Origin of the sequence: Acinetobacter sp. ABJ_C1_1 (assembly GCF_044684115.1) — a bacterium.
GTDB classification, from domain to species: Bacteria; Pseudomonadota; Gammaproteobacteria; order Pseudomonadales; family Moraxellaceae; genus Acinetobacter; species Acinetobacter nosocomialis_A.
Genome location: NZ_JBITPU010000006.1, coordinates 105,771 through 130,257, shown reverse-complemented (window position 1 = coordinate 130,257; position 24,487 = coordinate 105,771). Strand labels below are relative to the sequence as shown.

Below are 24,487 nucleotides of genomic sequence, written 5' to 3'. Positions count from 1 at the left end.
GTACAACTGGGCTATAACACTATTTATATGTAATTAAAAGCACAGCAAAAAGAATAAAAGCTATAGCAGAACAATAGTATAAACCTGTCGCAGAGCGCTTAATTTTGTCTAAAACCTGCCCCTGAGCAAGTAATCCAACCAGCAGAATATTCCAACCAAGAACGACACTGACCATCCATACACTCATGAGCAGTTTTTGAATTAAGCTAAACTTATATTGTATAAGCAGCATCAAACTACTATAAAACATAATATTTTTAGGATTTAGAAGACTAGACTGCACACCTAACATTAAACTTTTAATTTTGTTTTGCTTAAAGTTGGCTTGATCACTTAAATTATTGTCTTCAGTTGAAAAAGATAAAACACTAGATCTGGCTGCCTTAAAGCAAAGAAAACTCAAATAAACTAAATAAGCTGCACCAAGCCATTTCAATAATGTAAGAATACTACTGCTCAAATCTCCAAGTAGCATAAAACCAAACAAACATGCAGCTAAAATTAAAGCATTTCCGAAAGTAATGCCCAAAACAACACCATAGGTATAACCGCGTCCTTTTTGTAAAAGACTAGTAAGAATTAAAAAGAAATCTGGACCCGGCGATAACAATGCTAAGAAATGAGTAAATGCGATAACTAAAAAAACTTCCATAACAGCTTCATCTATAAAACAGTCTGGAAAATCTTAAAAATAGAAGCGAATTATTTCTTGTAAATTATTGCGCGGCTGCAAGTTGAAACTGTCGAGGAGTAACTCCAGTATGGGCTTTAAATGCTTTATGAAAATGACTTTGATCACTAAAGCCTAAATTGACAGCCAGCTCTGCGAGTGAAATTCCTTGTTTAAGGAGTTCTCGAGCTTGGTTAATCTTTAAATTTATTTGAAAGGCATATGGTGTTAAACCAACATTGGCTTTAAATAGCCGTATGATTGCATATCTGCTCAAACCAACCTGCTGGGCAAGTTCCTCTAAAGAAATAAAATTCTCAGAAGAAGTAATCACATCGACCAAATTTAGAAAATCTTTATATAAATATTGAGGTTTTTGTATTTCTTCTAAAATAAAATGAGGCAATAACAAATGTATAAGACAATGAAGAAGCGATTGTTCTTTTTCAAGAATTAACTTTTGCGAATCAAATAGTGTCTCATTCATTTCAGTGAAAGCTTCATATAAAGAGTCGTCCTTTATAATGAGCGGCTTATGCTGAGGTAGATGCAAATCAAAACCTTGCTGTTGAAATTCAGAATACAACTGACTTAACCACGTTATATCCAGATGCAGCATTTGATAACTCCAAGCCTCATTTGGCTTAGGGTTACAAGAATGTTCAATATGGGCAGGTACAATAACTAAAGTACCCGCTGAGATCTCTTGAGCAGTGCCAAAAGAACTTTGAAAAATGCTATTCCCCTCGTCTACCGCACCAATTGAAAATGTTGGATGACTATGAGACTTATAACATGTCCGACTACGACACGACCTTCGAGTTTCAACATATGGCATTCGCCGATCTTGCCAAAACTCGAAAGTTTGAGGAATAGCGTTCATTGAATTGATTAGCCCGCTAATGCTTTTTCAATATCGGCTTCTAATGCTTCTGGTTTGGTTGTAGGTGCATAACGATTCAAAACTGAGCCATCTTTGCCAACTAAAAACTTGGTAAAGTTCCATTTAATGCTACTGCTTCCCAAAATTCCTTTTGCTTCACGTGTTAAATATCTAAAAATCACATGAGCTTCAGGCCCTTTTACATCTACTTTGGCAAACATAGGGAACTTTACCCCATAATTTCGCTGGCAGAATGCCCCGATTTCTTTATTATTTCCTGGATCTTGCCCACCAAACTGATTGCAGGGAAAACCTAAAACTTCTAAACCTTGATCTTTATATTTTTCATAAAGTTTTTCGAGACCTGCAAATTGTGGAGTAAAACCACATTTACTGGCAGTATTTACAATTAATAAAACTTTACCTTTGTAATCAGCAAATTGCTTAATATCACCTTCTAACAATTCAGCTTCAAACTGATAAATGTTACTCATGGATAAGTTTCCTCGTCATTTTTTTCTTGTGTTTTAAGTTGTAATGATGCCGAGTTCACACAGTAGCGCAAACCAGTCGGCTGTGGTCCATCTTCAAAAACATGCCCAAGATGAGCTTCGCAATCATGACAAACAATTTCTGTTCTGACCATACCATGCGTTAAATCTTCATGTTCTTCAATGACCGTTCCATTTACTGGACGAAAGAAACTTGGCCAGCCGCAACCGCTATCGTATTTTGCATCTGACGAGAACAATTCCGCGCCACAACAACGACAAACATAAGTACCGTGTTGCTTAGTGTTCCAGTATTGCCCCGTAAAAGCTGGTTCAGTGCCCTTTTGTCGCGTTATCCGATATTCTTCTGGTGATAACTCTCTTTGCCATTCCCGGTCTGTTTTATTAACTTTTCCCATGAGCTGCACCTTTTATTCTGATGTAAACATAAATTGATAATCGTATTTTATATTTACGCCATTCATCAAAAAAACACTAGTCTCTGAACGTAAAATTTGTTGGAATTTAATCATCTAAGTAATAGAAAGCAAAAGGTAAGCAAATTACAAAAGTAAAAGTAAGCAGATTTATGCTTTATTTTCTTTCAAGGAAGCAAAGATGGTGCTATTCTTGTTTGGCACGGTTGTATAGGACAAAACATGTCTCAGAAAAAAAGTGTGCTTTTCCAGCAACTATTACCAGTTATCAAACAGTATCAGCAATCGGGCTTTACCCATGAAAAAATTGTTGAATTACTAAAAGATCAACACGATCTGAATTTGGTGACAGTTAAAACATTTAAAAGTTATTTATACCGATATGCAAAAGTGAATCCAGCTATGTCTAAAAATACTGCTACTCTCCAATCCATGCCAACTTCTCGTGAAATTAAGAAATCATCGAAGCTTGAGCATGTTTGCTATGACATTCGCGGACCTGTATTACGAGCCGCCAATGAAATGGAAGAGCAAGGACATAAAATCATTAAGCTAAATATCGGCAACCCTGCGCCATTTGGTTTTGAAGCACCACAAGAAATTATTAATGACGTTGCTTTAAACCTACCAAATGCAATTGGCTATGTTGATTCGAAAGGTATCTTTCCAGCACGTAAAGCGATCTGCCAGTATTACCAGCAAAAAGGCATCCTAAATATGCACGTGAATGACGTGTATATTGGTAACGGTGTGTCTGAACTTATTGTCATGGCTATGCAAGGCCTACTTGATGATGGCGATGAAATGCTCATTCCAATGCCGGACTATCCGCTTTGGACAGCAGCCGTTAACCTTTCAGGTGGTACAGCCATTCACTATAAATGTGATGAAGAAAACAGTTGGTATCCAGATATTGCCGATATTGAAAGTAAAATTACTTCAAATACGCGCGGTATTGTGATCATTAACCCGAACAATCCAACTGGTTCGGTATATCCACGCCACGTGCTTGAACAAATTGTGGCACTTGCCAAGAAATACGACCTCATTCTATTTGCTGACGAAATTTACGACAAAATTGTTTATGACGGAATTGAGCACGTTTCAGTTGCCTCTTTAGCCGGCGATCAGCTATGTATTTCGTTTAATGGCTTATCAAAAGCTTATCGTATTGCGGGTTTCCGTTCAGGTTGGATGGCAATCACAGGCGATAGAAGTCGTGCATTAGATTATATTGAAGGCCTAGACATGTTGGCTTCTATGCGTTTATGTGCAAACGTACAAGCTCAATATGCAATTCAAACTGCTCTTGGTGGCTATCAATCCATTAATGACTTGATCCGCCCGGGTGGTCGTTTATATGAACAGCGCAATATCGCATGGGAAATGTTAAATGAAATTCCTGGGGTAAGCTGTGTAAAACCAGAAGGTGCAATGTATTGTTTCCCACGACTTGATCCTAATATTTACCCAATCGAAGACGATGAAAAATTAATGTTAGATTTACTTCGTGCCGAAAAAGTACTTTTAGTACAAGGAACGGGATTTAACTGGCCAACACCAGACCATTTCCGCGTTGTTTTCTTACCAGCAGAAAATGAATTACGTGAAGCAATTGGTCGTTTAGGTCGTTTCTTAGCAAATCGCCGTTAAAAAATGCATAATAAAAAAGGCATCTTAAATTAGATGCCTTTTTTGTTTTTTATATCATCTATATATGCATTTAAAATTTATTCGCTTCTATTTAAAAAAATTAATAAATTAAATTAATATATTGATTCATATATATTTTTAACAAATTTAATTCACCACTTTTCCTCCTTAAAAAGAAACCTAGATTTTTTACCATTCGATTAAATTATTATATTTTTCCTCTATTTGCTTTTTAGTAATTATGCAAAAAATGCATGAGTTGATATTTTTTTGCATTTCACACTGCTTCAAAATCGAGCAACAATCCCTTTCCATAACAACATCACCATATTCGATTCGGTTAACACTGATGCAGATTTAGGAAGATGAAATCAGTTAAAGGACCGAACTGAAGTTACAAGGAAAGCTTTTCAATCATCTCTAGCCCATCTAAAAGATGATTGAACCCAAAGGATAGAGGTTCATATGAAGCAAAAGAAATTGCTCAAGTATATTGTGGTTGCTATTTTATTAGGAGTATTGACGGGTTGGATCTGTCACCACTTCTTTAACGAAGGTGAGCAACTGAAGCAAATCGCTTCTTATTTTAATATCGTCACAGATATCTTTTTACGTCTCATCAAAATGATTATTGCACCATTGGTATTTGCCACAATTGTGTCTGGCATTGTATCTATGGGTAAATCAACTTCTATTGGTAGTATCACGCTTAAGTCAATGACTTGGTTTATTACTGCGTCGTTTGTATCGCTTGCAATCGGTATGGGCTTAGTCAACTTTTTCCAGCCTGGCGCAGCATTAAATTTAGTATTACCAACAGCTCAAGAACTCAGTAGCGCCACTCTCCCAGCGACTACTGGCTTTACACTACAGTCATTCTTAAGCCATGTATTCCCGCGCAGTATTGCAGAAGCCATGGCGAACAATGATATTTTACAAGTGCTTGTTTTTGCTATTTTCTTTGGTTCAGCACTTGCATACGTCAATCAGGGTAAAGAAAAAGACTCCGTTATTATTCGTCTAACGGATGAACTCAGTAAAATCATGTTCCGTATTACTGATTACGTCATGAAATTTGCACCTGTAGCAGTGTTTGCAGCGATTGCATCTGCAATTACTGTACAAGGCCTAGGCTTAATTGTTGACTACGGTATTTTAATTGCAGAGTTCTACTTCGGTCTTTTATTACTTTGGATCATTTTGTTCTCTGTTGGTGCAATCGTACTTAAAAAAGATATCTTCCGTTTAGGTAAGTTAATTCGTGAACCTGTAACACTTGCTTTTGCTACAGCTTCGAGCGAATCGGCTTATCCAAAAGTTATGGATGCCCTAAATAAGTTCGGTGTGCCTAAAAAAGTGACCAGTTTCGTTTTACCTTTGGGTTATTCATTTAACCTAGATGGCTCAATGATGTACACCACATTTGCAGTACTCTTTATTGCTCAGGCTTACCATATTGATTTGAGCTTCACCCAGCAAATCTTAATTTTGTTAACGCTTATGGTCACAAGTAAAGGTATTGCAGGTGTTTCGAGAGCTTCTATTGTGGTGATTTCAGCAACCCTGACGATGTTCCATTTACCTGAAGCTGGCATTTTATTATTGCTCGGAATTGACCAATTCCTAGATATGGGCCGCACCGCTACAAATGTGGTTGGTAATAGTATTGCTACCGCAGTCGTCGCAAAACTTGAAGGTGACAAAGTTGCTGATATTGAAGAGTCACCAGAACCTGTATTAATTAAAACAACACAAGAACAAACGATCGCTTAAGTTTCTCTTTTCTCCCACTCTCCCAACTAAAGAGCAATTTTATATGACCAATAAAATTGCTCTTTTTTTTATTCTAAAATTAAACAATCAAAATTTACGGACATTTTTATATTAAATAATAGTCTCAAAAATAGATTTTAACTCCTATTAAATTTATCAAACCTAAACCTTAAAAAAAGAATAAAAACCAAACAATCAAAATTTATATTTTTAAAAATACAGATCAAATGTTTACTTTTTAATTCAACTTACTGCTTATTATTTATATTAAATAACTGAAATTATTATTGAGTTTAACTATATAAATTTTAATATTATTTATAATTTTAACTATAACATTAAAAATCAACAATATAAAATTATCATATGGTAAATAAAACTTCAAAACCACCTATTATTTTTTATTTTTATAATAATAAAAAAGTCATTTGTAATCTTTATATAAAAAAGTAAAAAAAGAGAGATAAATTAGAAAAACTTAATAGATTTTTTATTTTTTTCATGATATTTATTAGCGCTGAATAAGAGCAATGACTAAATGATTGTTGTCGAAACAAAATGATATTCAGGGATGCTTCTTATTCAGACAAGTTGTGAATATGTTTTACATGGTATGTATTTTGCTTAGGAAAAGCAGGCGTATTCAGCAAACTTCTACTTCGTCACTTCATAAGGATATTTTCGATGTTGACTAAAACTGTTAAATCTTTCGGTTTAGCTATGGGCTTATTGGCCTGCTCTCTCCCACTTTACGCAAAAAACAATGTTGTTGTCGTTGCTACTGGCGGTACAATCGCTGGTGCTGGTGCAAGCTCAGCAAATAGTGCAACTTACACAGCAGCAAAAGTTCCAGTTGATGCTTTAATCAATGCAGTGCCACAAATCAAAGATTTGGCAAATGTAAGCGGTATTCAAGCATTACAGGTTGCTTCTGAAAGTATTACTGACAAGGAATTATTACAAATTGCTCGTCAAGTAAACGACCTTGTTAAGAAGCCATCTGTGAATGGTGTCGTAATTACTCATGGTACAGATACTTTAGAAGAAACAGCATTTTTCTTAAATCTTGTTGTTCATACTGACAAACCAATTGTTGTTGTTGGTTCAATGCGTCCTTCAACTGCACTTTCAGCAGATGGACCACTTAACCTTTATAGCGCAGTTGCTTTAGCAGCTTCTGATGAAGCAAAAAATAAAGGCGTTATGGTTCTCATGAATGACTCTATTTTTGCTGCACGTGATGTAACTAAAGGCATTAACATTCATACAAATGCTTTTGTTAGCCAATGGGGTGCTTTAGGTACATTAGTTGAAGGTAAACCATACTGGTTCAGACAGTCTGTTAAACGTTTTGCAAATGCTTCAGAATTTAATATTGAAAATATTAAAGGTGATGCACTTCCACTCGTACAAATCGTTTACGGTTCAGACTCTATGCTTCCTGATGCTTATGAAGCATATGCAAAAGCTGGCGCTAAAGCGATTATCCATGCGGGTACAGGTAACGGTTCTGTTGCGAACTATATTGTTCCAACTTTACAAAAACTTCATGATAAAGACGGTATTCAAATTATCCGTTCATCACGTGTACCACAAGGTTTCGTATTACGTAATGCTGAACAACCTGATGATAAATATGGTTGGGTAGCTGCTCATGATTTAAACCCACAAAAAGCACGTCTTCTTGCAGCTTTAGCTCTTACCAAGACGAATGATGCTAAAGAAATTCAACGCATGTTCTGGCAGTACTAAGTTTTTCAACCAGCCCAACTCAGTTTGGGCTGGTTCTTTTCTCCTTAATTCTCTCCTTTAAAATACGCACCATCTTTGGTCAATCCTCCACTCTCGTGTTCTCAACATTCTGTTTAAATACTAAAATCCATAACAGTTGCCAAAATATTAAGCATTTCGTTTGAACTTTGCGTGTTAAACTATGCTTCGGTCGCATTAAGGATTGGTTTATGCAGTTTGTTCATCTCGGTATTTACACAGAATTTTCGATTACAGAGTCGATTGTTCGCATACCCGACTTGGTCAAGGCTGCTGTAAAGGATGAAATGCCTGCGCTGGCACTTACCGACTTATCCAACCTGCATGCTGCTGTAAAGTTTTATAACTCTTGTCTAAAAAAAGGTATTAAACCTATTTTAGGTAGCACCATCCGTCTTAACGATGCCCAGCATCGTGCAACGTTACTTGCAATGAGTGAGGTTGGATGGAAAGGTATGACTGAAATTGTTTCGCGTGGCTTCATTGAAGGTCAACAACTCAGTATCCCTTGCGTACAAAAAGAATGGGTTCTAGAACAACACCAAGATATTATTGTTTTACTGGGTCAGCACAGCGATGTTGGGCAAATGCTTTGCTCATCTAACCCACAAAAAGCTGAACCTTTACTCGAAGAATGGATCGAAAAGTTTGGCGATCGTGTTTATCTTGCTTTAACACGTACTGATCGTCCGGGCGAAGAAGACTTTATTCAAGAAGCTGCCAAACTTGCAGCTAAATACAAAATTGGTGTAGTTGCACATAACGATGTGCACTTTGTTGAAAAAGAAGATTTCGAAGCACACGAAGCACGTGTATGTATTGCAGATGGTTATGTTTTAGCAGATGACCGACGTCCACGTTTATATAGCCCGGAACAGCATTTCAAAACCTCAGATGAAATGATCGAGCTATTTTCAGACATCCCGAGTGCTATTGAAAACACATATCATATTGCTAAACGCTGTAATGTCAGCTTAAAACTCGGCACTTACTTCTTACCTGAGTACCCAATTCCTGATGGTTTTACCATCGACAGCTATTTTGAGCACTTATCAAAAGAAGGTTTGGAAGAGCGTTTAAACTATCTTTACCCAGTTGAAAAACGTGGTGAAGACTGGCCAGAAATTCGTAAGCCATATGATGAGCGAATTGATTATGAAGTCGGAATCATTCTTAAAATGGGATTCCCCGGCTACTTCCTTATCGTCATGGACTTCATTCAATGGGCAAAAAATAATGGTGTCCCTGTAGGCCCGGGCCGTGGTTCTGGTGCTGGTTCATTGGTTGCATATAGCTTAAAAATTACCGACCTTGACCCTCTTCGTTACGATCTACTCTTTGAACGTTTCTTAAACCCAGAACGTGTATCGATGCCCGACTTTGACGTCGACTTCTGTATCGCAGGTCGTGACCGTGTTATTGACTATGTATCACGTACTTATGGCCGTGAAGCGGTTTCCCAGATTGCCACGTTCGGTACAATGGCTGCAAAAGGTGCAATTCGTGACGTTGCCCGTGTTTTAGGTAAATCTTATGGTCTAGCTGACCGTATTTCAAAAATGGTTCCAACTAAACCACTCGGTGTAGATTTGGCAACTGCGATTGAGATGGAACCTCAGCTTAAAGATATCGTCACCAATCCTTCAAACCCAGATAATGATGATGCCAGTGAAATTTGGGAAATGGCATTAAAGTTAGAAGGTATTACCCGAAATACCGGTAAACATGCCGGTGGTGTTGTTATTGCACCCGGTAAAATTACCGATTTCTCTGCGGTACTTTGTGACGCCGACGGTACTAACCGTGTAGCTCAATACGATAAAGATGACGTAGAAGCTGCAGGTCTCGTAAAATTCGACTTCTTGGGCTTACGTAACTTAACGGTTATTGAAGATGCTATTCAAAATATTAATAAAAATCGTGGCAATGACCCTTTAAACATTTCACACGTCCCTCTTGACGATCCTAAAGCTTATTCTGTCTTTGCCGATGCAAATACAACCGCGGTATTCCAGTTTGAATCCGTCGGTATGAAACGAATGCTGAAAGAAGCACGTCCAAGTAAATTCGAAGAAATTATTGCGTTCGTGTCTTTGTATCGCCCGGGCCCGATGGACCTGATTCCTGACTTTATTCACCGTATGCATGGTGGAGATTTTGAATATCTTCATCCTTTGCTTGAAGGCGTATTAGAGCCAACCTACGGGATTATGGTTTACCAAGAACAGGTAATGCAAACTGCACAGATTTGTGCGGGTTATACGCTCGGTGGCGCTGACTTACTTCGCCGTGCAATGGGTAAAAAGAAACCTGAAGAAATGGTGAAACAACGCCAAATCTTCCTTGAAGGTGCTGGACAAAAAGGCATTGATGAGAGCACAGCCAACCATATCTTTGACTATATGGAAAAGTTCGCAGGCTACGGTTTCAACAAATCGCACGCAGCTGCTTATGCTCTTGTTGCATACCATACAGCATGGTTAAAAGCTCATTATCCTGCCGAGTTTATGGCAGCGGTAATGTCATCGGAAATGCAGAACACTGACAGTGTGGTATTTTTGATTGATGACTGTCGAAATAACGGACTCGAAGTTCTACCTCCATCGGTTAACATGTCGACTTATCATTTCCATGCTAGTGATGATAAAACTATTGTTTATGGTTTAGGTGCAATTAAAGGCGTCGGTGAACAGGCAATGCAGTCTGTTATTGACTCCCGTCGTCAACAAGGGCCTTATACCGATCTATTCGATTTCTGCCACCGTATTGATTTGAAGAAAATCAATAAACGAACTTTAGAGGCACTTATCCGTGCTGGTGCGCTAGACTGTTTAGGTATTGAACGTTCTAGTTTAATGGCTCAATTGCCAGAAGCTGTACAAGCTGCTGAACAAGCCCGCAGTAACCGTGAAAGCGGCATTATGGACTTATTTGGTGAAGTTGAAGAAGTTCAACGTAAACCTGCCAAGCCAGTTAAGCCATGGAGCGATGAAGTTCGTCTTAAGGGTGAAAAAGACACTCTTGGTTTGTATTTAACAGGTCACCCTATTGATGTTTACCGTCAAGAACTCAAAGCCTTTATTCCTGCAAAACTTAATGAAATTACAGCAACTCGTCGTGGCGTAACGACTGTTTATGCAGGTCTTGTTCTTGATGTAGCCAACTTCCCAAACCGTGTTGTTATCGTACTCGACGATGGAACAGCACGTATTGAAGTCAGCTGTAACCATGAGCGCTTCCAACGCTTTAAAGATATCATTCAAGTTGAACGTGTAGTCGTCTTTGAAGGCGAAATTTATGAGCGTGAAGGCTTTGATCGTCCAATGGGGCGATTAAACAAAGCATTTAACTTAAATGAAATCAGACAAAAACGTGCCAATAGTATTCAAATCAAATTAACCAATGATTTAATGCAACCAAGTTTGGCTAAAGATCTACAAAATATATTATTGCCTTATTGTAATGTCGATATGCATCAGCATATTGCAATACAACTACAGATTGACCAACCATATGCGCAAGCTGAGCTTCAGCTTGGTCCACAATGGAAAGTCGCTCCTTTAGATGAACTTCTTGCCAAACTGAGAGATTACTTTGGCAAAGATAATATTCATATTGAATATCAGGTAAAATCTAAGGCAGCTAAAGCAGCAGAACCTGTTCGTCCACAACCTGTTGCCTCACCTCCTGTGGACATGACTATTGATGATGCATTGGATTCATACCAAAGCGAAGTTTCTCAATATTCGTAATTTCTGGAAATCTTATGAGTTTGTTTGACGACACCGCCGTGTCAAAACAATTAGCACAAGTGCGTATTGTGATGGTCAATACCACTTTGCCTGCTAATATTGGCAGTGCTTTACGCGCAATGAAAACAATGGGCTTGAGTAAGTTGGTTCTGGTTTCACCAAAGACCTATCCACATCCAGATATTCAGGCGCTAGCTGCTGGTGCACAAGATTTATTAGAACAAGTTGAAATTGTTGAAACACTCGAAGACGCGATTAAAGATTGCCATTTAGTTTTTGGAACGAGTGCGCGTAGCCGTACTATTCCATGGCCTTTGCTCGATGTGCGCCCTGCTTCCAAAGAAGCAATTAAGGCAGCTTCACAAGGTCAACAGATTGCGATCGTTTTCGGACGTGAAGACCGCGGCTTAACCAATGAAGAATTAGCGTTAGCAAATTATCATCTTACTATTCCTGTAAACTCGGACTATGGTGTACTTAACGTTGCTCAAGCGATTCAAGTCGTATGTTACGAACTTCGCATGTCGGTATTAGAGCAAAAAGAGTCTATTTCTGATGATGGACAAATGCCACTTGCTCAAGGTCAAAGCATGCAATGGGATGAGCCTTTAGTCACTCAGCAACAAATGGAAGAGTTTTATCCTCATTTGGAAAAAATGCTGACCGAAATTGAATTTTTAGATCCAGAAAATCCACGTTTATTACCTTTACGCTTGCGTCGTTTATTTGGTCGTATACAATTAGATCGTATGGAATATCATTTACTTCGCGGTATTTTTAGTCGAGTTCAAGCTCTGACTAGCGGCAAATGGAAAAAAGCATCATCGGATAAGGAGGATCAATCCAATGCTTAAACAGCTTAAAGAAGATATACAGGCTGTATTCGCGCGAGATCCTGCTGCACGAAATACATTTGAAGTACTCACTACTTATCCTGGTATTCATGCCTTGCTCTTGCACAGACTTGCACATGAGCTTTGGAAAAAAGATTGCAAAGGGACTGCCCGCTTTGTTTCATCATTTAGCCGTTTTGCAACAGGTATTGAAATTCATCCTGGTGCTAAAATTGGTAAACGCTTCTTTATCGATCATGGTATGGGTGTTGTGATTGGTGAAACTGCTGAAATTGGTGACGATGTAACGCTTTATCATGGTGTTACCTTAGGTGGTACCACATGGAAAACTGGCAAACGCCATCCAACGCTAGAAGATGGCGTGGTTGTAGGGGCTGGTGCAAAAATCTTAGGCCCATTTACAGTAGGTAAAGGTGCTAAAGTTGGTTCAAATGCTGTGGTGACAAAAGCGGTTCCTGCTGGTGTAACAGCAGTTGGAAACCCTGCTCGCTATATTTATAAAGATGCCGACAAAACTAAAGATAAAGATGAAGAACGTCGCCGTGATTATGCACAGAGTATTGGTTTTGCTCCGTATGCGACTACTGCTGATCAATCTGACCCAATTTTAGAAGGAATGCGAGTTTTACTTGACCGTATTCAACATAATGAAACACGTATGAATAGTTTGTGCCAACGCTTATCTGAACTTGATCCAACTTTCAAAAAAGAAAGCCAAGATGAACAGCCTTTTAGTGATGAAGAGCTAAAAATTCTTGAAGAAGTTCGTCGTGAATGCGGTGCACAAAACAAGACATCAAAAACGTAATATTCTTGATTCATAATGTAACACGCTTACCCTTGCATGTGGGTTTAGCTTTTCCTAGACTTAGCTGTACCAAATCTGACTTTACTAAAATGAACGGAAGATCCTATGAATTTTAAGCCATTGGCGTATTTAATCCTTGCAACTTCTAGTTTAACAGCGTGTACAATGGCACCTGTAAAAGAACAAAAAATTGAACCTTTTGTTTTCAAGGAACCAGAGCTTACTCCTCCATTTTATGCGTTAAATCCATTTAATTATGATGCTCCACCTGCGTTTGAAGTCGCTTTAAAAGAAGCTGCAGCACAGCCTGTAACTAAAATGGTGGTAACTCGTCAGGACGATCCAACTAAATCACTTACATTAGATACAAATAAATTAATTGTACCTACTATCAATAATTCACAACGTTCAATGAAATACGCAGTTTTAGCGGGCGATAATGAAATTGATGTGACTGAAATTGATGACTTCTTACAACTTGTTGAAGGTAAAGCTCGTCACTACCCGCCTCGCTTTACTGACCGTCAAGAACGTAAAGGTTTTGAAAGCAAACTTAAAGAAGTCACTCAGCGCTTAGATACATTAGCTGCTAATCCAAATGCGTCATTTGATATTCTTATTCGTGCTTTTAAAGCAAGCGTACTTGCCCGTAACCTTGATTTAGGTACTGCGCATACAACTAGATCTTTAGAATATGCTCAAAGACTTTTAAAAATTAACCCAGACGATGCAGAAGCGAATTTCTGGTTTGGTTTTGGTTTGTCTGAAGGTGGTGGTCAACGTGAAGCTATTCCATACTTAGACAAAGCCATTAAAGGCAATGTTCAAGAAGCATATTTAGCCGCTGCAAATAACTATATTGCAATGGAACAAAAGAAAAATGCGATTCAGACTTTGAAAAATTACAAGGTTAAATACCCTGACGAAGCTGAAGTTGCAGATCGTTTAATTCAAGAAATTGAAAAACAAGGTCGTTGGAATGTATGGCAAGTATTAACAAACCCTGCTATGGCACCAGCTACCCCAACTGCACCTGCAAAAAAGTAAGAGTATAAGCTTATTAAAAAGGGCTGATTTGACAGCCCTTTTTTTATATTTGATCAATTGAAAAATACTTTAAAATTTGTATGATCAGCATATTACTGATCCACATATTTGACCATAATGTTTGTTAGAAAAAGAAACTCAGCGCTCTTCACGGTCATACTCCTCGGTTCAATTCTGAGCGGATGTCAGGTGGTCAATGTTAAGCAACAAGCTCTCAACGTTACTATTGCAAATGAACGTAATAGTATTCTTACCCAAGATAAACTGAGTGAAGCAAGTCTTAACGTTTTGTCTATGTCAGGACAAGAGGCCAAAACCTGTACAGACTCCCCTGACACCTGTGTTAATCAGCTTAAAAATCTTCCCCAAATTTTAGACGAACAGCTTTTATCTGCTGCGAGCGAAATGTATCTGGCAAAAGCGATGGCTTTATCAGATTCTTCCGAGTGTAAAATTAGTCGATTCACTAAACACAAAGCGGCTGATGAACAAAAAGCGATTCAGAATAAATATGATGAATGCTTAGATCAACAGTTGAGTCTACTCGATAAGAGTATCCGTTATAGCTATGCTTATCTGTTTTCTACAAAACGTCAGCCGACCGACCGTATTTTTGATAACAGACAAGTTCAAATACGCGACTTTTATAATCAAGCCATTGCCAAAATGGTGAGTGTCTATGATTTAAGATATCCGAAAAAAAATGTGGTAGAGCCGCAAATCCATATTGGTAAGAGTGTTTATTCAATAGACTTTGAGTTTCATAGACAATTAACTGGTCAAAAGTTAGAGAAATTAATTTCGAGCTATAACTTAAATTTCTCTGGTTTGAGAACAATCAATCGTCGTGATGGTTTCGGTTCTGAATTTGTGGCTGTTTTTCCGAGTTCAGGAAAAGAAGACATTAATGAATATATTTTAGATCCACTCAATTACAGCTATAAAAATGGTGTAAATCCTAATATTCACCATGCCCGTTATTTAGCAGCAACGATTGTGGCTGAGCCTAAAAATGCCAAAACTGTTCAAGACATTATAAATAACCCAGAATTTGTAATTCGAGTTTATGACCCTTATCGCACCGATAATATTAATGTCGCTGGTAAGCAATACCCTCTAGCTGCGAACTTCTCTGCACCTTATGGTTTATGGCTAGCTGAAAATAACTTAGGCGTAGCGGCTTATTTAAGCCTGATTGATCGTGATCAGCATTTAACTATGCCGCATTTATATATGCTCGAACCTTATAATCCAAACAAAAAAATTATTGTGTTGGTGCATGGTTTGGCAAGTAGCCCCGAGGCATGGATTGCACTCACCAACGATGTCATGGGCGATACTGTTTTAAGAGATAACTATCAGGTTTGGCAAGTTTTCTACTCGACCAATATGCCAATTTTGGAAAGTCGCTTCCAGATTTATGCTCTGCTTAAACAAGCGTTCGGTTCGCTAAACCCCAATGACCCTGCTGCACACGATGCTGTGCTTGTAGGTCATAGTATGGGCGGTATTATTAGCCGTTTGCTGGTCAGCGATGGTGATATTACTCAACCAGCCTTGAAGTTGATGACCGTACGTCAACAAAACCGTTTTAAAAAACATCCTATGGTTACCGAGCGATTGCAAATGCATTCAATTGGAAACTTTGATCGTGCAATTTTCTTGGCATCGCCTCATAGAGGTACAGATTATGCAGACCGATGGTTTACTTTGGCTGCTCGTAAAATTATTCGTTTGCCGGGTGCTTTTTTATCTGCTGTAGCGACGTCACTAACTACTGAAAACCTAGATGTTAAAGATTTCTTGAATAACATTGATAATGGTCTAATTCAAAATGGACCAAGTGACTTAAGCCATCAATCTAAATTTATGGAGCTTACGGAAAATATTAACCCACACCAAGGATTAGTCTTCCACTCTATTATGGGTAACATTACCAAGAGCGATGATCCAAATGTGATTACCGATGGTATTGTTCCTTATAAGAGTGCTCATCTAGAAGGTGCAAAGTCTGAGAAAGTTCTTCCGGGTGGTCATTCAATCCAGCTCACACCACAAGCGGTATTAGAATTGCGTCGTATTTTACGAGAGCATTTAGTTGAACATGGTTTGTATAAACCATAAAAAACAAAAAGAGCCAAAGGATATCCTTTGGCTCTTTTTGTTTTGAGACTAAATATTACTGCCCAGAACGAATGATGTAATCAAACGCAGAAAGGGATGCTTTAGCGCCTTCACCTGTAGCAATAATGATTTGCTTATAAGGCACAGTGGTACAGTCACCCGCAGCAAATACACCTTGAACATTGGTTTCGTTGCGGTCATTCACAATGATCTCGCCACGGTTGGTTAACTCAACTTCACTGTCTTTTAAGAAGTCAGTATTTGGCAGTAAACCAATCTGTACAAAGATCCCTGCAAGCTCGACCACATGCTCTTCATCAGTGGCACGGTCTTTATATTTAAGACCAGTTACTTGTGAGCCATCACCTAACACTTCTGTACTTAAGGCATTCATAATCACTGTAGTGTTCGGCAAGCTATGCAGTTTGTTTTGCAACACTTGGTCAGCACGAAGTTTTGTATCGAACTCAACCAAAGTCACATGCTCAACAATCCCTGCAAGGTCAATTGCAGCTTCAACACCTGAGTTACCACCACCAATCACCGCTACACGTTTGCCTTTGAACAATGGGCCATCACAGTGTGGGCAGTATGCAACGCCACGGGTACGGTATTCTTGCTCGCCCGGTACATTCATTTCTCTCCAACGTGCACCTGTTGAAAGGATCACAGTTTTCGATTCAAGTTTTGCACCGTTTTCAAGTTCTACCGCAACCAGACCATTTTCAGTTTGGTTGGCACCTGTGATTTTGCTGACACGTTGCAGGTTCATGATATCGACATCATATTCACGAACATGTGCTTCCATCTCAGCAGCAAACTTAGGACCTTGAGTCTTTTGCACAGACGTGAAGTTTTCAATGTCCATGGTGTCCATGACCTGACCACCGAAGCGTTCAGCTACGATACCTGTGTTAATGCCTTTACGTGCTGCATAGATTGCTGCTGTTGCACCCGCAGGTCCACCACCAATCACCAATACATCAAAGGCATCTTTGGCATTGAGTGCTGCTGCATCTTTTTCAGCTGAGTTGGTATCGAGTTTTGCCACAATCTCTTCAAGGGTCATACGACCTTGACCAATGTGTTCGTTGTCTTGGAATACCATTGGTACAGCCATGATTTTGCGTTGTTCCACTTCGTCTTGGAAGAATGAACCATCAATCATGGTTGCTGTGGTGTTCGGGTTATAAATTGCAATCAAGTTAAGTGCCTGTACCACGTCCGGACAGTTATGACAGCTAAGTGATACGAATACATCAAAGTTGGCTTTGAGGTTTAAACCTTTAATCTGGTTCAGGACTTCATCAGAAACCTTCGGTGCATAACCAGACACCTGTAACAGCGCCAAGATCAAAGACGTAAACTCATGACCCATTGGTAAGCCAGCAAAGAACACACGAGGTTGTTCACCTGCTTTAGCCACACCAAAGCTTGGACGACGTGTATTGTTACCGTCAAAACGGGCAGTCACCTTGTCAGAAAGCTCAGCAATTTCAGAAACTAATTCTTTAATTTGAGCAGCTTTATCTGATTCATCTAAAGCAGCCACTAATTCGATTGGACTTTCTAGACGTTCTAAGTAAGCTTTTAATTGAGTTTTAATGTTTTGATCTAACATCTGTTTTTACTCCAATGCATCCAAATTCTTTCAATAGATGCATAGTACGTGAAAACATAAAATAGGTGAAACAGTATGTTTTTATATATTTGATCGGTTTTTTAGATTTAATTATTATTTACTTCAAATCAAAAAAAGCCAACCTGAACTCATCCAGCGCAGGTCGGCAAACTGGTTAAACTAGAGTAAGACCACACCAAATACAGCCCCAGCAATCAAGACATGTAAAGGATGAACCTTTTTAATTAAAGATAATAAGGTTGCAATGACTACCATAATGATAAGTAAAGTATTTATTGCAGCTGCCTCAGAAATAATCCAAGCACTGGCAAGCACAGTTCCCACAGTGACAGGTTGTAAAGCAAGCTGTAAAACACGGCGCCATTTCTTATCTTTAAATTTTGACCAGCCTCTCATTACAAACACAGTAATAAGAGATGAAGGTAAAAATTTAGCTGTAGACGTTACCAATAGACCTGACAACCCTGCTACATGCCATCCTACCAACGGTACAATCATCATGTTTGGACCAGGAGCTGCTTGAGCCATGGCAAATAATGCACTAAATTCTTGTGCCGTCATCCAATGGTGAATATCAACTACTTGGCGTTGCATCTCAGGCAAAATTGTATTCCCTCCACCGAATGCAATAAGAGACAATTGAGTAAAAATGATCGCTAAAGTAAGTAGAACTGCACCCATTACACACGTCTCCAAATGATAGCTGAATAAAATGCCAACAAAATCAGCATCGTCACTAGTAAAGAGATTTTTAGAAAAGCAATACTGATAATTGCAGCAACAACTACGCAAATCGCTAATGGATTACGTAATAATGGTTTAAGCATTTTCAAACCTGTTGCAACCAGAAGTCCAGCCGCCGCCGCCGCTAAACCTTCGAAAAGATGCTTAACCATTAAATTATCTTGGAACTGCTCATAGACATAATGTAAAAGTACAACAATTATCGTAGGTGCAAGGATCAGACCAATGATTGAACTCACTGCCCCACGAACACCGCGAAACTCCATGCCAATCGCAACCGATAAATTAATAATATTGCCGCCTGGTAAAAATTGACACAGACCAAGTAACTCAGTGAATTTTTCAGGGCTTAACCACCGTCTCTGCTCTACAATAACTTTACGGGCTAAAGGCAGCACGCCACCGAATCCAATTAAACCTAATGTTAAAAAACCTAAAAATAACTCTGTGCAGGTCGGGACACTCTCCTTCTGCACGGCAATCTCAACATGGTTCATTTTCGTTACTTTTCACTTTATCTGACCAAGATAGAATGATACTTTTGTGATATATCTACAAATGCTTTTATTTTCATTAACCATACCATAAAGGTATTCCTATGCTCGATTTACATAAGCTCCATGCCTTTGTTGTAGTAATTGAAGAAAGGAATATTACGCATGCCGCAAACCGATTGTTTATTCAACAGCCGCCTCTAACGCGTTTACTTAAAAAACTCGAAGAAGAACTTGGTACACAATTACTTATTCGCCAGCCTCGAGGAATTGAACCAACTGAGGCTGGTTTAGCCTTATTTAAAGAAGCACAGCTTTTATTAGAACATGCCAGACATATTCCAAAATTAGTCCAAGATGTTAGCCAAGGTAAAACTGGACAACTCAATATTGGTTTTACAAGTTCCGCAGGTTTGCATCCGCTTATTTCACTCGTATTGCGCTCATATCGAGAAATATATCCAAAGGTACTAACCAAACTTGAAGAAGCAGGCAGCCAAAAACAATTAGATCGATTAATCTCAGAGAAACTTGATATCGCTTTTTTAAGAGCACCCATCAGCCGTGATATTGGGCTAAAGCATCTTCATATATTAGATGAGCCAATGGTAGTGGCATTACCTATGGGCCACCCACTTACACAAAAAGAAAAAATTAGCTCAAATGACTTATCAGATGAAAATTTTGTTTTATACCGTCGTTCTTCAGGACAAGGCTTATATGACAATATTTTATATAGTTGCTATCAAGCAGGCTTTAGCCCACGTATTATTCAGGAAGCACCACGTCCTACCGCAACATTAAATTTAGTTGCTGCAGGAATTGGTATAACGATTGTGCCAGCCTCAATGCATAACTTTTGGGAACATGAAATTGTATATCGCGAGTTTGATGACTCTATAAAAATGAATGCGCCTATTTACTTGATTACACGTGAAAATGAAAATTCTGCGAAAGTTTCAAACTTCATTGAACTACTACAAAAACTATTACCAACGATGACTTGAATGTGAATAACGAGACAATAAAAAAGTGCCTGTACAAAGGCACTTTAATACCCCCTAAACAAATAAATTTTGTTATATTTCTTAAGCGTAATACTTTTTCTTTAGCCAAAGAGAAACGGTAACGAGTGAAATTAAAACGGGAACTTCAACCAATGGTCCAATCACTGTGGTAAAAGCGACAGGTGATGCTAAACCAAATGTTGCAATAGCAACCGCTAATGCCAACTCAAAATTGTTGCCAGCAGCAGTAAATGAAATGGCTATAGTACGTGGGTAGTTATTCCCCATCCGTTTACTCATGAAGAAGCTAATGAAGAACATCACTACAAAGTAAATCGTGAGTGGAATCGCAATACGTAATACATCTAAAGGTAAGCTCACTACATCACCACCTTTTAGGCTAAACATAGCAACAATGGTGAATAGCAAAGCAATAAGACTGATTGGACTGATCTTTGGTAAAAATTTAGTTTGATACCAATCTAACCCTTTTGATTTAACTAAAATCAAACGCGTCAAGAATCCCATTAAAAATGGAATACCTAAGTACACCAAAACCGCATGTGTAATCGTCCAGAAATTGACATCGATGACTTGCCCTGCCACACCAAAATACGGCGGCAAAAAGGTCAAGAATAACCATGCATAAGTACTAAAAAACAAAATTTGGAAAATACTGTTAAAAGCAACCAACGCTGCAACATATTGGTTATCGCCACAAGCCAAGCCATTCCAGACTAATACCATGGCAATACAACGTGCTAAGCCAATTAAAATAAGGCCCGTCATATACTCTGGATAGTTATGTAAGAAAATAATCGCAAGGATAAACATTAAAACTGGAGCAATAATCCAGTTCTGTATCAACGATAAAGCCAAGGTTTTTTTATCTTTTAATACTTCTGGTAGCGTAGCATAATCTACCTTTGCTAAAGGCGGATACATCATCAAAATTAAACCGATTGCGATTGGAATATTAACGTTATCTACACTTAACTCATTTAAAGACACAGATGCCTGATGAAAGAAAACTCCAATGGCTAAACCTAAAGCCATTGCAATGAAAATCCATAGCGTCAGGTTTCGATCTAAAAATGAAAGCCCTTGTTTGGTCATGTTCTACTCGAAGAAAGAATTGATTAATTTTGCTCAATACACACAAATGACTAATGTACTTATGCTAAGAAAATCCGAATTTTTAAGACAGAAATCTAGGAAGATTAATCACAGCACGTTGTAGTGATGAAAGGCTGATCTTGTTGCTTTACTCTTGTCTCACTCTCGTCATTTTCTATCACCTTTAAAATATCTAAAGCCCAGACAGGCAAATCAGGATTTAAGCTGTAATAGACCCACTGTCCTTTTCTTTCATCCAGTAATACGCCATGAGTTCTTAATAAGGCTAAATGTCTAGAGATTTTCGGTTGGCTCAACTCAAGCTGTTCTGTTAGCTCACAAACACAAATATTTTGTTTATCTAGAACTAATTTAAGAATATTTAACCGAGTTTGGTCAGATAGACATTTAAAGAAATCGACTTGGTTGATCATATCTTCAACAGTATATATTCGTTATTGCAAATATACGGATATCCATATATAAATGCAATATCTTAATTTATCGATAAATTTGTCATGACTGAATTAGTGAAGATCTACCATAACCCTGCATGTGGCACGTCACGCAATACTTTGGCACTCATTCGTCATGCCGGGCTTGAACCTCTCGTTATTGAATATTTAAAAACACCACCAAGTAAAGATGAGCTAATCCAACTCATTAAGGATTCAAACCTAACTGTACGTGAAGCAATTCGTAAAAATGTTGATCCATATAAAGATTTAGAGTTGGAACAAGATCATTGGACCGATGAGCAGTTAATTGATTTTATGGTTCAGTACCCAATTTTAATTAATCGCCCATTTGTGGTTACACCAAAAGGCACACGACTTTGCCGCCCCTCTGAAGTAGTGCTCGACATTTTAGATTCACAAAACTTAGGCTATTTTGCAAAAGAAGATGGTGAAGTGATTATTGACGAACAAGGCCGTCGTATAAAGTAATTGAAGATACTTCGTAATATAAAAAGCTAAATGGCATGACACCATTTAGCTTTTTCTGAATGAAACGGATTAAAAATAGGATTTAATAAAAGGAAGCAGTTGCTCTCCTATTACCATGCCTAATAAACCGACTAATGCAACAAGAGGTGGAGCTGGTGACTTAACATTTAAAACATAATATAAGACACCAACAAGCAACCCTACAGCCAAAGATAACAAGTACATTTTCATCGTACATACCTTAGGGAAGCAAGCCATTTAATCAGCAGGTTCCCATACTGTTTTATTTAAAATGCAAAACACGAGCACCCAAGTGCGCCCCAGAAAGATTTTTTGTCCTTATCATTTACAGGTACATCAAGCATCCAAGCGTGGCTGTGTCCATGCATTCCACAGCTGCTAGCACATGCACACAATGCACTTTGCGACTGTAATGATTGATTCGAAGGTGCATTACGGTTTTCAGATAAACGCCACTGACCACCGAAGCGTTTTACCGGCGACCATGTTGGAGATGCTGGCGGTAATGGCGGATCATCTTGCTTAAACTCTGCACCTGCATATACCACTTTTCCGCCTAAAACAGTGAGTACAGACTCAATCCACTGGATATCTTCTGCTTCAACCTTGAAGTAGTCATCGGACAATACGACCAGATCAGCAAGCTCACCTGCTGTGAGTGATCCTTTGACATCTTTTTCACCCGAGAACCAAGCCGAACCTTTAGTCCAGAGTTTAAGTGCTGTTTGGCGATCTAACAGATTTTTTTCATCATAGAGTGGCAAACCATCAACTGTTTTGCCCGTACTTAGCCAATACAAACATACCCAAGGGTTATAAGAGGCAACTCGAGTCGCATCTGTTCCCGCACCCACAGGAACACCGAGTTCTAACATTTTCTTAACTGGTGGCGTTGCCTGAGCAGCTTCAGCACCGTAGCGTTTGACGAAAATCTCACCTTGATATGCCATACGGTGTTGAATGGCGATACCACCACCCAACGCACCAATACGTTCGATATTACGCTCAGATACCGTTTCAGCATGGTCAATAATAAATCGAGTTGCAAATGGCTGTTTTGAATTGACGCGCTCAAATACATTGAGCAGACGATTAATGCTTTCATCATAGGTTGCATGAATACGGAATGGCCATTTCTTTTCAGCCAAGTGCTCTACAATGGCTTCGAGTTCACCTTCCATTTTTTCCGGTAAATCCGGACGTGGCTCATAGAAATCTTCGAAGTCACCAGCTGACCAAGTCAGGTTCTCACCTGCTCCATTCATTCTAAATAGCTCATCACCATCGCCCGGAAATGTCATTTCTGTCCAACGGCGATAATCATCAAGCTCTTGGCCTGCCTTCTGAGCAAATAGGTTATAAGCAATACGTACCGTCATTTGATTTTGATCGTGCAATTGCTTAATCACATCATAATCTTCAGGATAGTTTTGACCACCGCCACCCGCATCAATTGCTGAAGTAATGCCTAATCGGTTGAGTTCACGCATGAAATGACGAGTTGAATTGACTTGATCTTCAACTGGCAATTTCGGCGCTTTACCTAAAGTCGAATATAAAATCATAGCGGATGGAGTTGCGAGCAACAGACCTGTTGGCTCACCCTTTTCATCTCTTACAATCTTGCCACCCGGTGGATCTGGAGTGTCTTTATTAAAGCCTAATACATCAAGCGCAGCTCGGTTCAACAAAGCACTGGCATATAAATGTAAAACGAATACAGGAGTATCTGGCGCAGCTTTATTAATTTCTTCTAAAGTGGGTAAACGCTTTTCAGCAAACTGGAACTCAGTCCAACCACCTACTACACGAACCCATTGTGGAGCTGGCGTATTATCTGCTTGCTCTTTAAGTAAGCGTAGTGCATCTGCAACGGATGGCACACCTTCCCAGCGCAATTCCATATTGTAATTTAGGCCACCACGAATAATATGCAGATGACTGTCATTTAGACCTGGTATAACGCGACGGCCATTTAAGTCTACGACTTTGCTTGTTAGTGTTGCGAGCTTCATAACCTCATCATTTGTACCCGTACGTACGACTTTACCGTCTGCAATCGCAATTGCTTGTACTTCGGGGTTCTGAGGATCTAGTGTTGTGATTTTACCGTTTATGAGTATGAGGTTTATTTCGGTCATTCTGAACTCCATTCTTGTGAATTATCGTTCTAAAAAATAAAGGTATAGCAACATATATATTTCATTATTCTTTTTGATTTTACACGACGGAGTCTGACCGTTTTACATCCAAT

The 24,487-nt window shown here is 38.8% G+C and carries 21 protein-coding genes; 10 read left to right on the top strand and 11 right to left on the bottom strand.

Translation table 11 applies throughout. From position 1 onward, the window contains the following. Positions 1-19 precede the first annotated feature (19 nt). The 4 genes from ACG59Z_RS09730 to msrB form a co-directional block, all read right to left on the bottom strand. Entirely contained in the window at positions 20-652 is a 633-nt protein-coding gene (locus ACG59Z_RS09730) for a LysE family translocator (RefSeq protein ID WP_400199027.1), read from the bottom strand. A gap of 64 nt (positions 653-716) precedes the next feature. After that, positions 717-1,562: an AraC family transcriptional regulator gene (locus ACG59Z_RS09725; RefSeq protein ID WP_400199079.1), complete on the bottom strand. Its 846-nt coding sequence runs from the start codon at positions 1,560-1,562 to the stop codon at positions 717-719. Continuing rightward, positions 1,562-2,047, bottom strand: a complete 486-nt coding sequence (locus ACG59Z_RS09720) for a glutathione peroxidase (protein ID WP_002050111.1) — start codon at positions 2,045-2,047, stop codon at positions 1,562-1,564. The genes ACG59Z_RS09725 and ACG59Z_RS09720 overlap by 1 nt, the downstream gene beginning before the upstream one ends. After that, entirely contained in the window at positions 2,044-2,463 is a 420-nt protein-coding gene (msrB, locus tag ACG59Z_RS09715) for a peptide-methionine (R)-S-oxide reductase MsrB (RefSeq protein ID WP_004702186.1), read from the bottom strand. The genes ACG59Z_RS09720 and msrB overlap by 4 nt, the downstream gene beginning before the upstream one ends. 240 nt (positions 2,464-2,703) lie before the next feature. Here msrB and ACG59Z_RS09710 point away from each other — a divergent pair, with 240 nt between their 5' ends. From ACG59Z_RS09710 to ACG59Z_RS09675, 8 genes are all read left to right on the top strand, one after another. Further along, the gene (locus ACG59Z_RS09710) at positions 2,704-4,134 is read left to right on the top strand and encodes a pyridoxal phosphate-dependent aminotransferase (RefSeq protein ID WP_263613522.1); all 1,431 of its coding nucleotides are present in this window, start codon (positions 2,704-2,706) and stop codon (positions 4,132-4,134) included. A 465-nt stretch (positions 4,135-4,599) separates the two neighbouring features. Continuing rightward, positions 4,600-5,907 (top strand): dicarboxylate/amino acid:cation symporter, encoded by a 1,308-nt coding sequence (locus tag ACG59Z_RS09705; protein WP_263613521.1) that lies wholly within the window; start codon positions 4,600-4,602, stop codon positions 5,905-5,907. A 684-nt stretch (positions 5,908-6,591) separates the two neighbouring features. After that, on the top strand, positions 6,592-7,659 hold the full coding sequence (locus ACG59Z_RS09700) for a type II asparaginase (RefSeq protein WP_022574713.1): 1,068 nt from the start codon (positions 6,592-6,594) through the stop codon (positions 7,657-7,659). A gap of 209 nt (positions 7,660-7,868) precedes the next feature. Further along, entirely contained in the window at positions 7,869-11,429 is a 3,561-nt protein-coding gene (gene dnaE / locus ACG59Z_RS09695) for a DNA polymerase III subunit alpha (RefSeq protein WP_400199022.1), read from the top strand. A gap of 14 nt (positions 11,430-11,443) precedes the next feature. Beyond that, the gene (locus ACG59Z_RS09690) at positions 11,444-12,283 is read left to right on the top strand and encodes an RNA methyltransferase (RefSeq protein WP_400199020.1); all 840 of its coding nucleotides are present in this window, start codon (positions 11,444-11,446) and stop codon (positions 12,281-12,283) included. Continuing rightward, positions 12,276-13,091 carry a serine O-acetyltransferase gene (cysE, locus tag ACG59Z_RS09685; RefSeq protein ID WP_311071465.1) on the top strand — a complete coding sequence of 272 codons (816 nt, stop codon included), beginning with the start codon at positions 12,276-12,278 and terminating at the stop codon, positions 13,089-13,091. The genes ACG59Z_RS09690 and cysE overlap by 8 nt, the downstream gene beginning before the upstream one ends. A 105-nt stretch (positions 13,092-13,196) precedes the next feature. Then, entirely contained in the window at positions 13,197-14,138 is a 942-nt protein-coding gene (locus ACG59Z_RS09680) for an ABUW_2363 family tetratricopeptide repeat lipoprotein (protein ID WP_263613517.1), read from the top strand. 117 nt (positions 14,139-14,255) lie between these two features. Then, positions 14,256-16,262 (top strand): esterase/lipase family protein, encoded by a 2,007-nt coding sequence (locus tag ACG59Z_RS09675; RefSeq protein WP_400199018.1) that lies wholly within the window; start codon positions 14,256-14,258, stop codon positions 16,260-16,262. A gap of 55 nt (positions 16,263-16,317) precedes the next feature. Here the strand turns inward: ACG59Z_RS09675 and ahpF are convergent, their stop codons facing one another. From ahpF to ACG59Z_RS09660, 3 genes are all read right to left on the bottom strand, one after another. Next, positions 16,318-17,883, bottom strand: a complete 1,566-nt coding sequence (ahpF, locus tag ACG59Z_RS09670; RefSeq protein ID WP_005076939.1) for an alkyl hydroperoxide reductase subunit F — start codon at positions 17,881-17,883, stop codon at positions 16,318-16,320. Positions 17,884-18,063: 180 nt separating this feature from the next. Continuing rightward, positions 18,064-18,585 (bottom strand): chromate transporter, encoded by a 522-nt coding sequence (locus tag ACG59Z_RS09665; RefSeq protein ID WP_000501457.1) that lies wholly within the window; start codon positions 18,583-18,585, stop codon positions 18,064-18,066. Beyond that, complete coding sequence (locus ACG59Z_RS09660; RefSeq protein WP_400199013.1) at positions 18,585-19,145, bottom strand: chromate transporter; 561 nt, start codon at positions 19,143-19,145, stop codon at positions 18,585-18,587. Before ACG59Z_RS09660 ends, ACG59Z_RS09665 begins: the two co-directional genes overlap by 1 nt. Positions 19,146-19,246: 101 nt before the next feature. Between ACG59Z_RS09660 and ACG59Z_RS09655 the strand changes: the two genes are divergently transcribed. After that, a complete protein-coding gene (locus ACG59Z_RS09655) occupies positions 19,247-20,149 on the top strand; it encodes a LysR family transcriptional regulator (RefSeq protein ID WP_400199011.1) in 903 nt (300 codons plus the stop codon). A gap of 81 nt (positions 20,150-20,230) precedes the next feature. Here ACG59Z_RS09655 and arsB read toward each other — a convergent pair whose 3' ends face one another. Further along, on the bottom strand, positions 20,231-21,265 hold the full coding sequence (arsB, locus tag ACG59Z_RS09650) for an ACR3 family arsenite efflux transporter (RefSeq protein ID WP_400199009.1): 1,035 nt from the start codon (positions 21,263-21,265) through the stop codon (positions 20,231-20,233). A gap of 104 nt (positions 21,266-21,369) precedes the next feature. Then, a complete protein-coding gene (locus ACG59Z_RS09645; RefSeq protein ID WP_400199007.1) occupies positions 21,370-21,699 on the bottom strand; it encodes an ArsR/SmtB family transcription factor in 330 nt (109 codons plus the stop codon). Between the two features lie 84 nt (positions 21,700-21,783). On the opposite strand from ACG59Z_RS09645, the gene arsC reads away from it, so the two are divergent. Further along, complete coding sequence (gene arsC / locus ACG59Z_RS09640; RefSeq protein WP_400199005.1) at positions 21,784-22,212, top strand: arsenate reductase (glutaredoxin); 429 nt, start codon at positions 21,784-21,786, stop codon at positions 22,210-22,212. 69 nt (positions 22,213-22,281) lie between these two features. Here the strand turns inward: arsC and ACG59Z_RS09635 are convergent, their stop codons facing one another. Beyond that, positions 22,282-22,443, bottom strand: coding sequence for a DUF1427 family protein (locus ACG59Z_RS09635; RefSeq protein WP_000784879.1), 162 nt, complete (start codon positions 22,441-22,443; stop codon positions 22,282-22,284). A gap of 56 nt (positions 22,444-22,499) precedes the next feature. After that, complete coding sequence (locus tag ACG59Z_RS09630) at positions 22,500-24,374, bottom strand: amidohydrolase (protein ID WP_400199002.1); 1,875 nt, start codon at positions 24,372-24,374, stop codon at positions 22,500-22,502. Between the last annotated feature and the right edge of the window lie 113 nt (positions 24,375-24,487).

What these genes read in the sequence shown, in the direction of transcription:
- msrB (WP_004702186.1), bottom strand. Translation starts at nt 2,463, where the DNA reads ATGGGAAAAGTTAATAAAACAGACCGGGAATGGCAAAGAGAGTTATCA.
- ACG59Z_RS09700 (WP_022574713.1), top strand. Translation starts at nt 6,592, where the DNA reads ATGTTGACTAAAACTGTTAAATCTTTCGGTTTAGCTATGGGCTTATTG.
- ACG59Z_RS09705 (WP_263613521.1), top strand. Translation starts at nt 4,600, where the DNA reads ATGAAGCAAAAGAAATTGCTCAAGTATATTGTGGTTGCTATTTTATTA.
- ACG59Z_RS09675 (WP_400199018.1), top strand. Translation starts at nt 14,256, where the DNA reads ATGTTTGTTAGAAAAAGAAACTCAGCGCTCTTCACGGTCATACTCCTC.
- arsB (WP_400199009.1), bottom strand. Translation starts at nt 21,265, where the DNA reads ATGACCAAACAAGGGCTTTCATTTTTAGATCGAAACCTGACGCTATGG.
- ahpF (WP_005076939.1), bottom strand. Translation starts at nt 17,883, where the DNA reads ATGTTAGATCAAAACATTAAAACTCAATTAAAAGCTTACTTAGAACGT.
- ACG59Z_RS09630 (WP_400199002.1), bottom strand. Translation starts at nt 24,374, where the DNA reads ATGACCGAAATAAACCTCATACTCATAAACGGTAAAATCACAACACTA.
- ACG59Z_RS09710 (WP_263613522.1), top strand. Translation starts at nt 2,704, where the DNA reads ATGTCTCAGAAAAAAAGTGTGCTTTTCCAGCAACTATTACCAGTTATC.
- ACG59Z_RS09660 (WP_400199013.1), bottom strand. Translation starts at nt 19,145, where the DNA reads ATGAACCATGTTGAGATTGCCGTGCAGAAGGAGAGTGTCCCGACCTGC.
- ACG59Z_RS09665 (WP_000501457.1), bottom strand. Translation starts at nt 18,585, where the DNA reads ATGGGTGCAGTTCTACTTACTTTAGCGATCATTTTTACTCAATTGTCT.
- ACG59Z_RS09690 (WP_400199020.1), top strand. Translation starts at nt 11,444, where the DNA reads ATGAGTTTGTTTGACGACACCGCCGTGTCAAAACAATTAGCACAAGTG.
- ACG59Z_RS09655 (WP_400199011.1), top strand. Translation starts at nt 19,247, where the DNA reads ATGCTCGATTTACATAAGCTCCATGCCTTTGTTGTAGTAATTGAAGAA.
- ACG59Z_RS09720 (WP_002050111.1), bottom strand. Translation starts at nt 2,047, where the DNA reads ATGAGTAACATTTATCAGTTTGAAGCTGAATTGTTAGAAGGTGATATT.
- ACG59Z_RS09635 (WP_000784879.1), bottom strand. Translation starts at nt 22,443, where the DNA reads ATGAAAATGTACTTGTTATCTTTGGCTGTAGGGTTGCTTGTTGGTGTC.
- ACG59Z_RS09680 (WP_263613517.1), top strand. Translation starts at nt 13,197, where the DNA reads ATGAATTTTAAGCCATTGGCGTATTTAATCCTTGCAACTTCTAGTTTA.
- cysE (WP_311071465.1), top strand. Translation starts at nt 12,276, where the DNA reads ATGCTTAAACAGCTTAAAGAAGATATACAGGCTGTATTCGCGCGAGAT.
- dnaE (WP_400199022.1), top strand. Translation starts at nt 7,869, where the DNA reads ATGCAGTTTGTTCATCTCGGTATTTACACAGAATTTTCGATTACAGAG.
- ACG59Z_RS09645 (WP_400199007.1), bottom strand. Translation starts at nt 21,699, where the DNA reads ATGATCAACCAAGTCGATTTCTTTAAATGTCTATCTGACCAAACTCGG.
- arsC (WP_400199005.1), top strand. Translation starts at nt 21,784, where the DNA reads ATGACTGAATTAGTGAAGATCTACCATAACCCTGCATGTGGCACGTCA.
- ACG59Z_RS09730 (WP_400199027.1), bottom strand. Translation starts at nt 652, where the DNA reads ATGGAAGTTTTTTTAGTTATCGCATTTACTCATTTCTTAGCATTGTTA.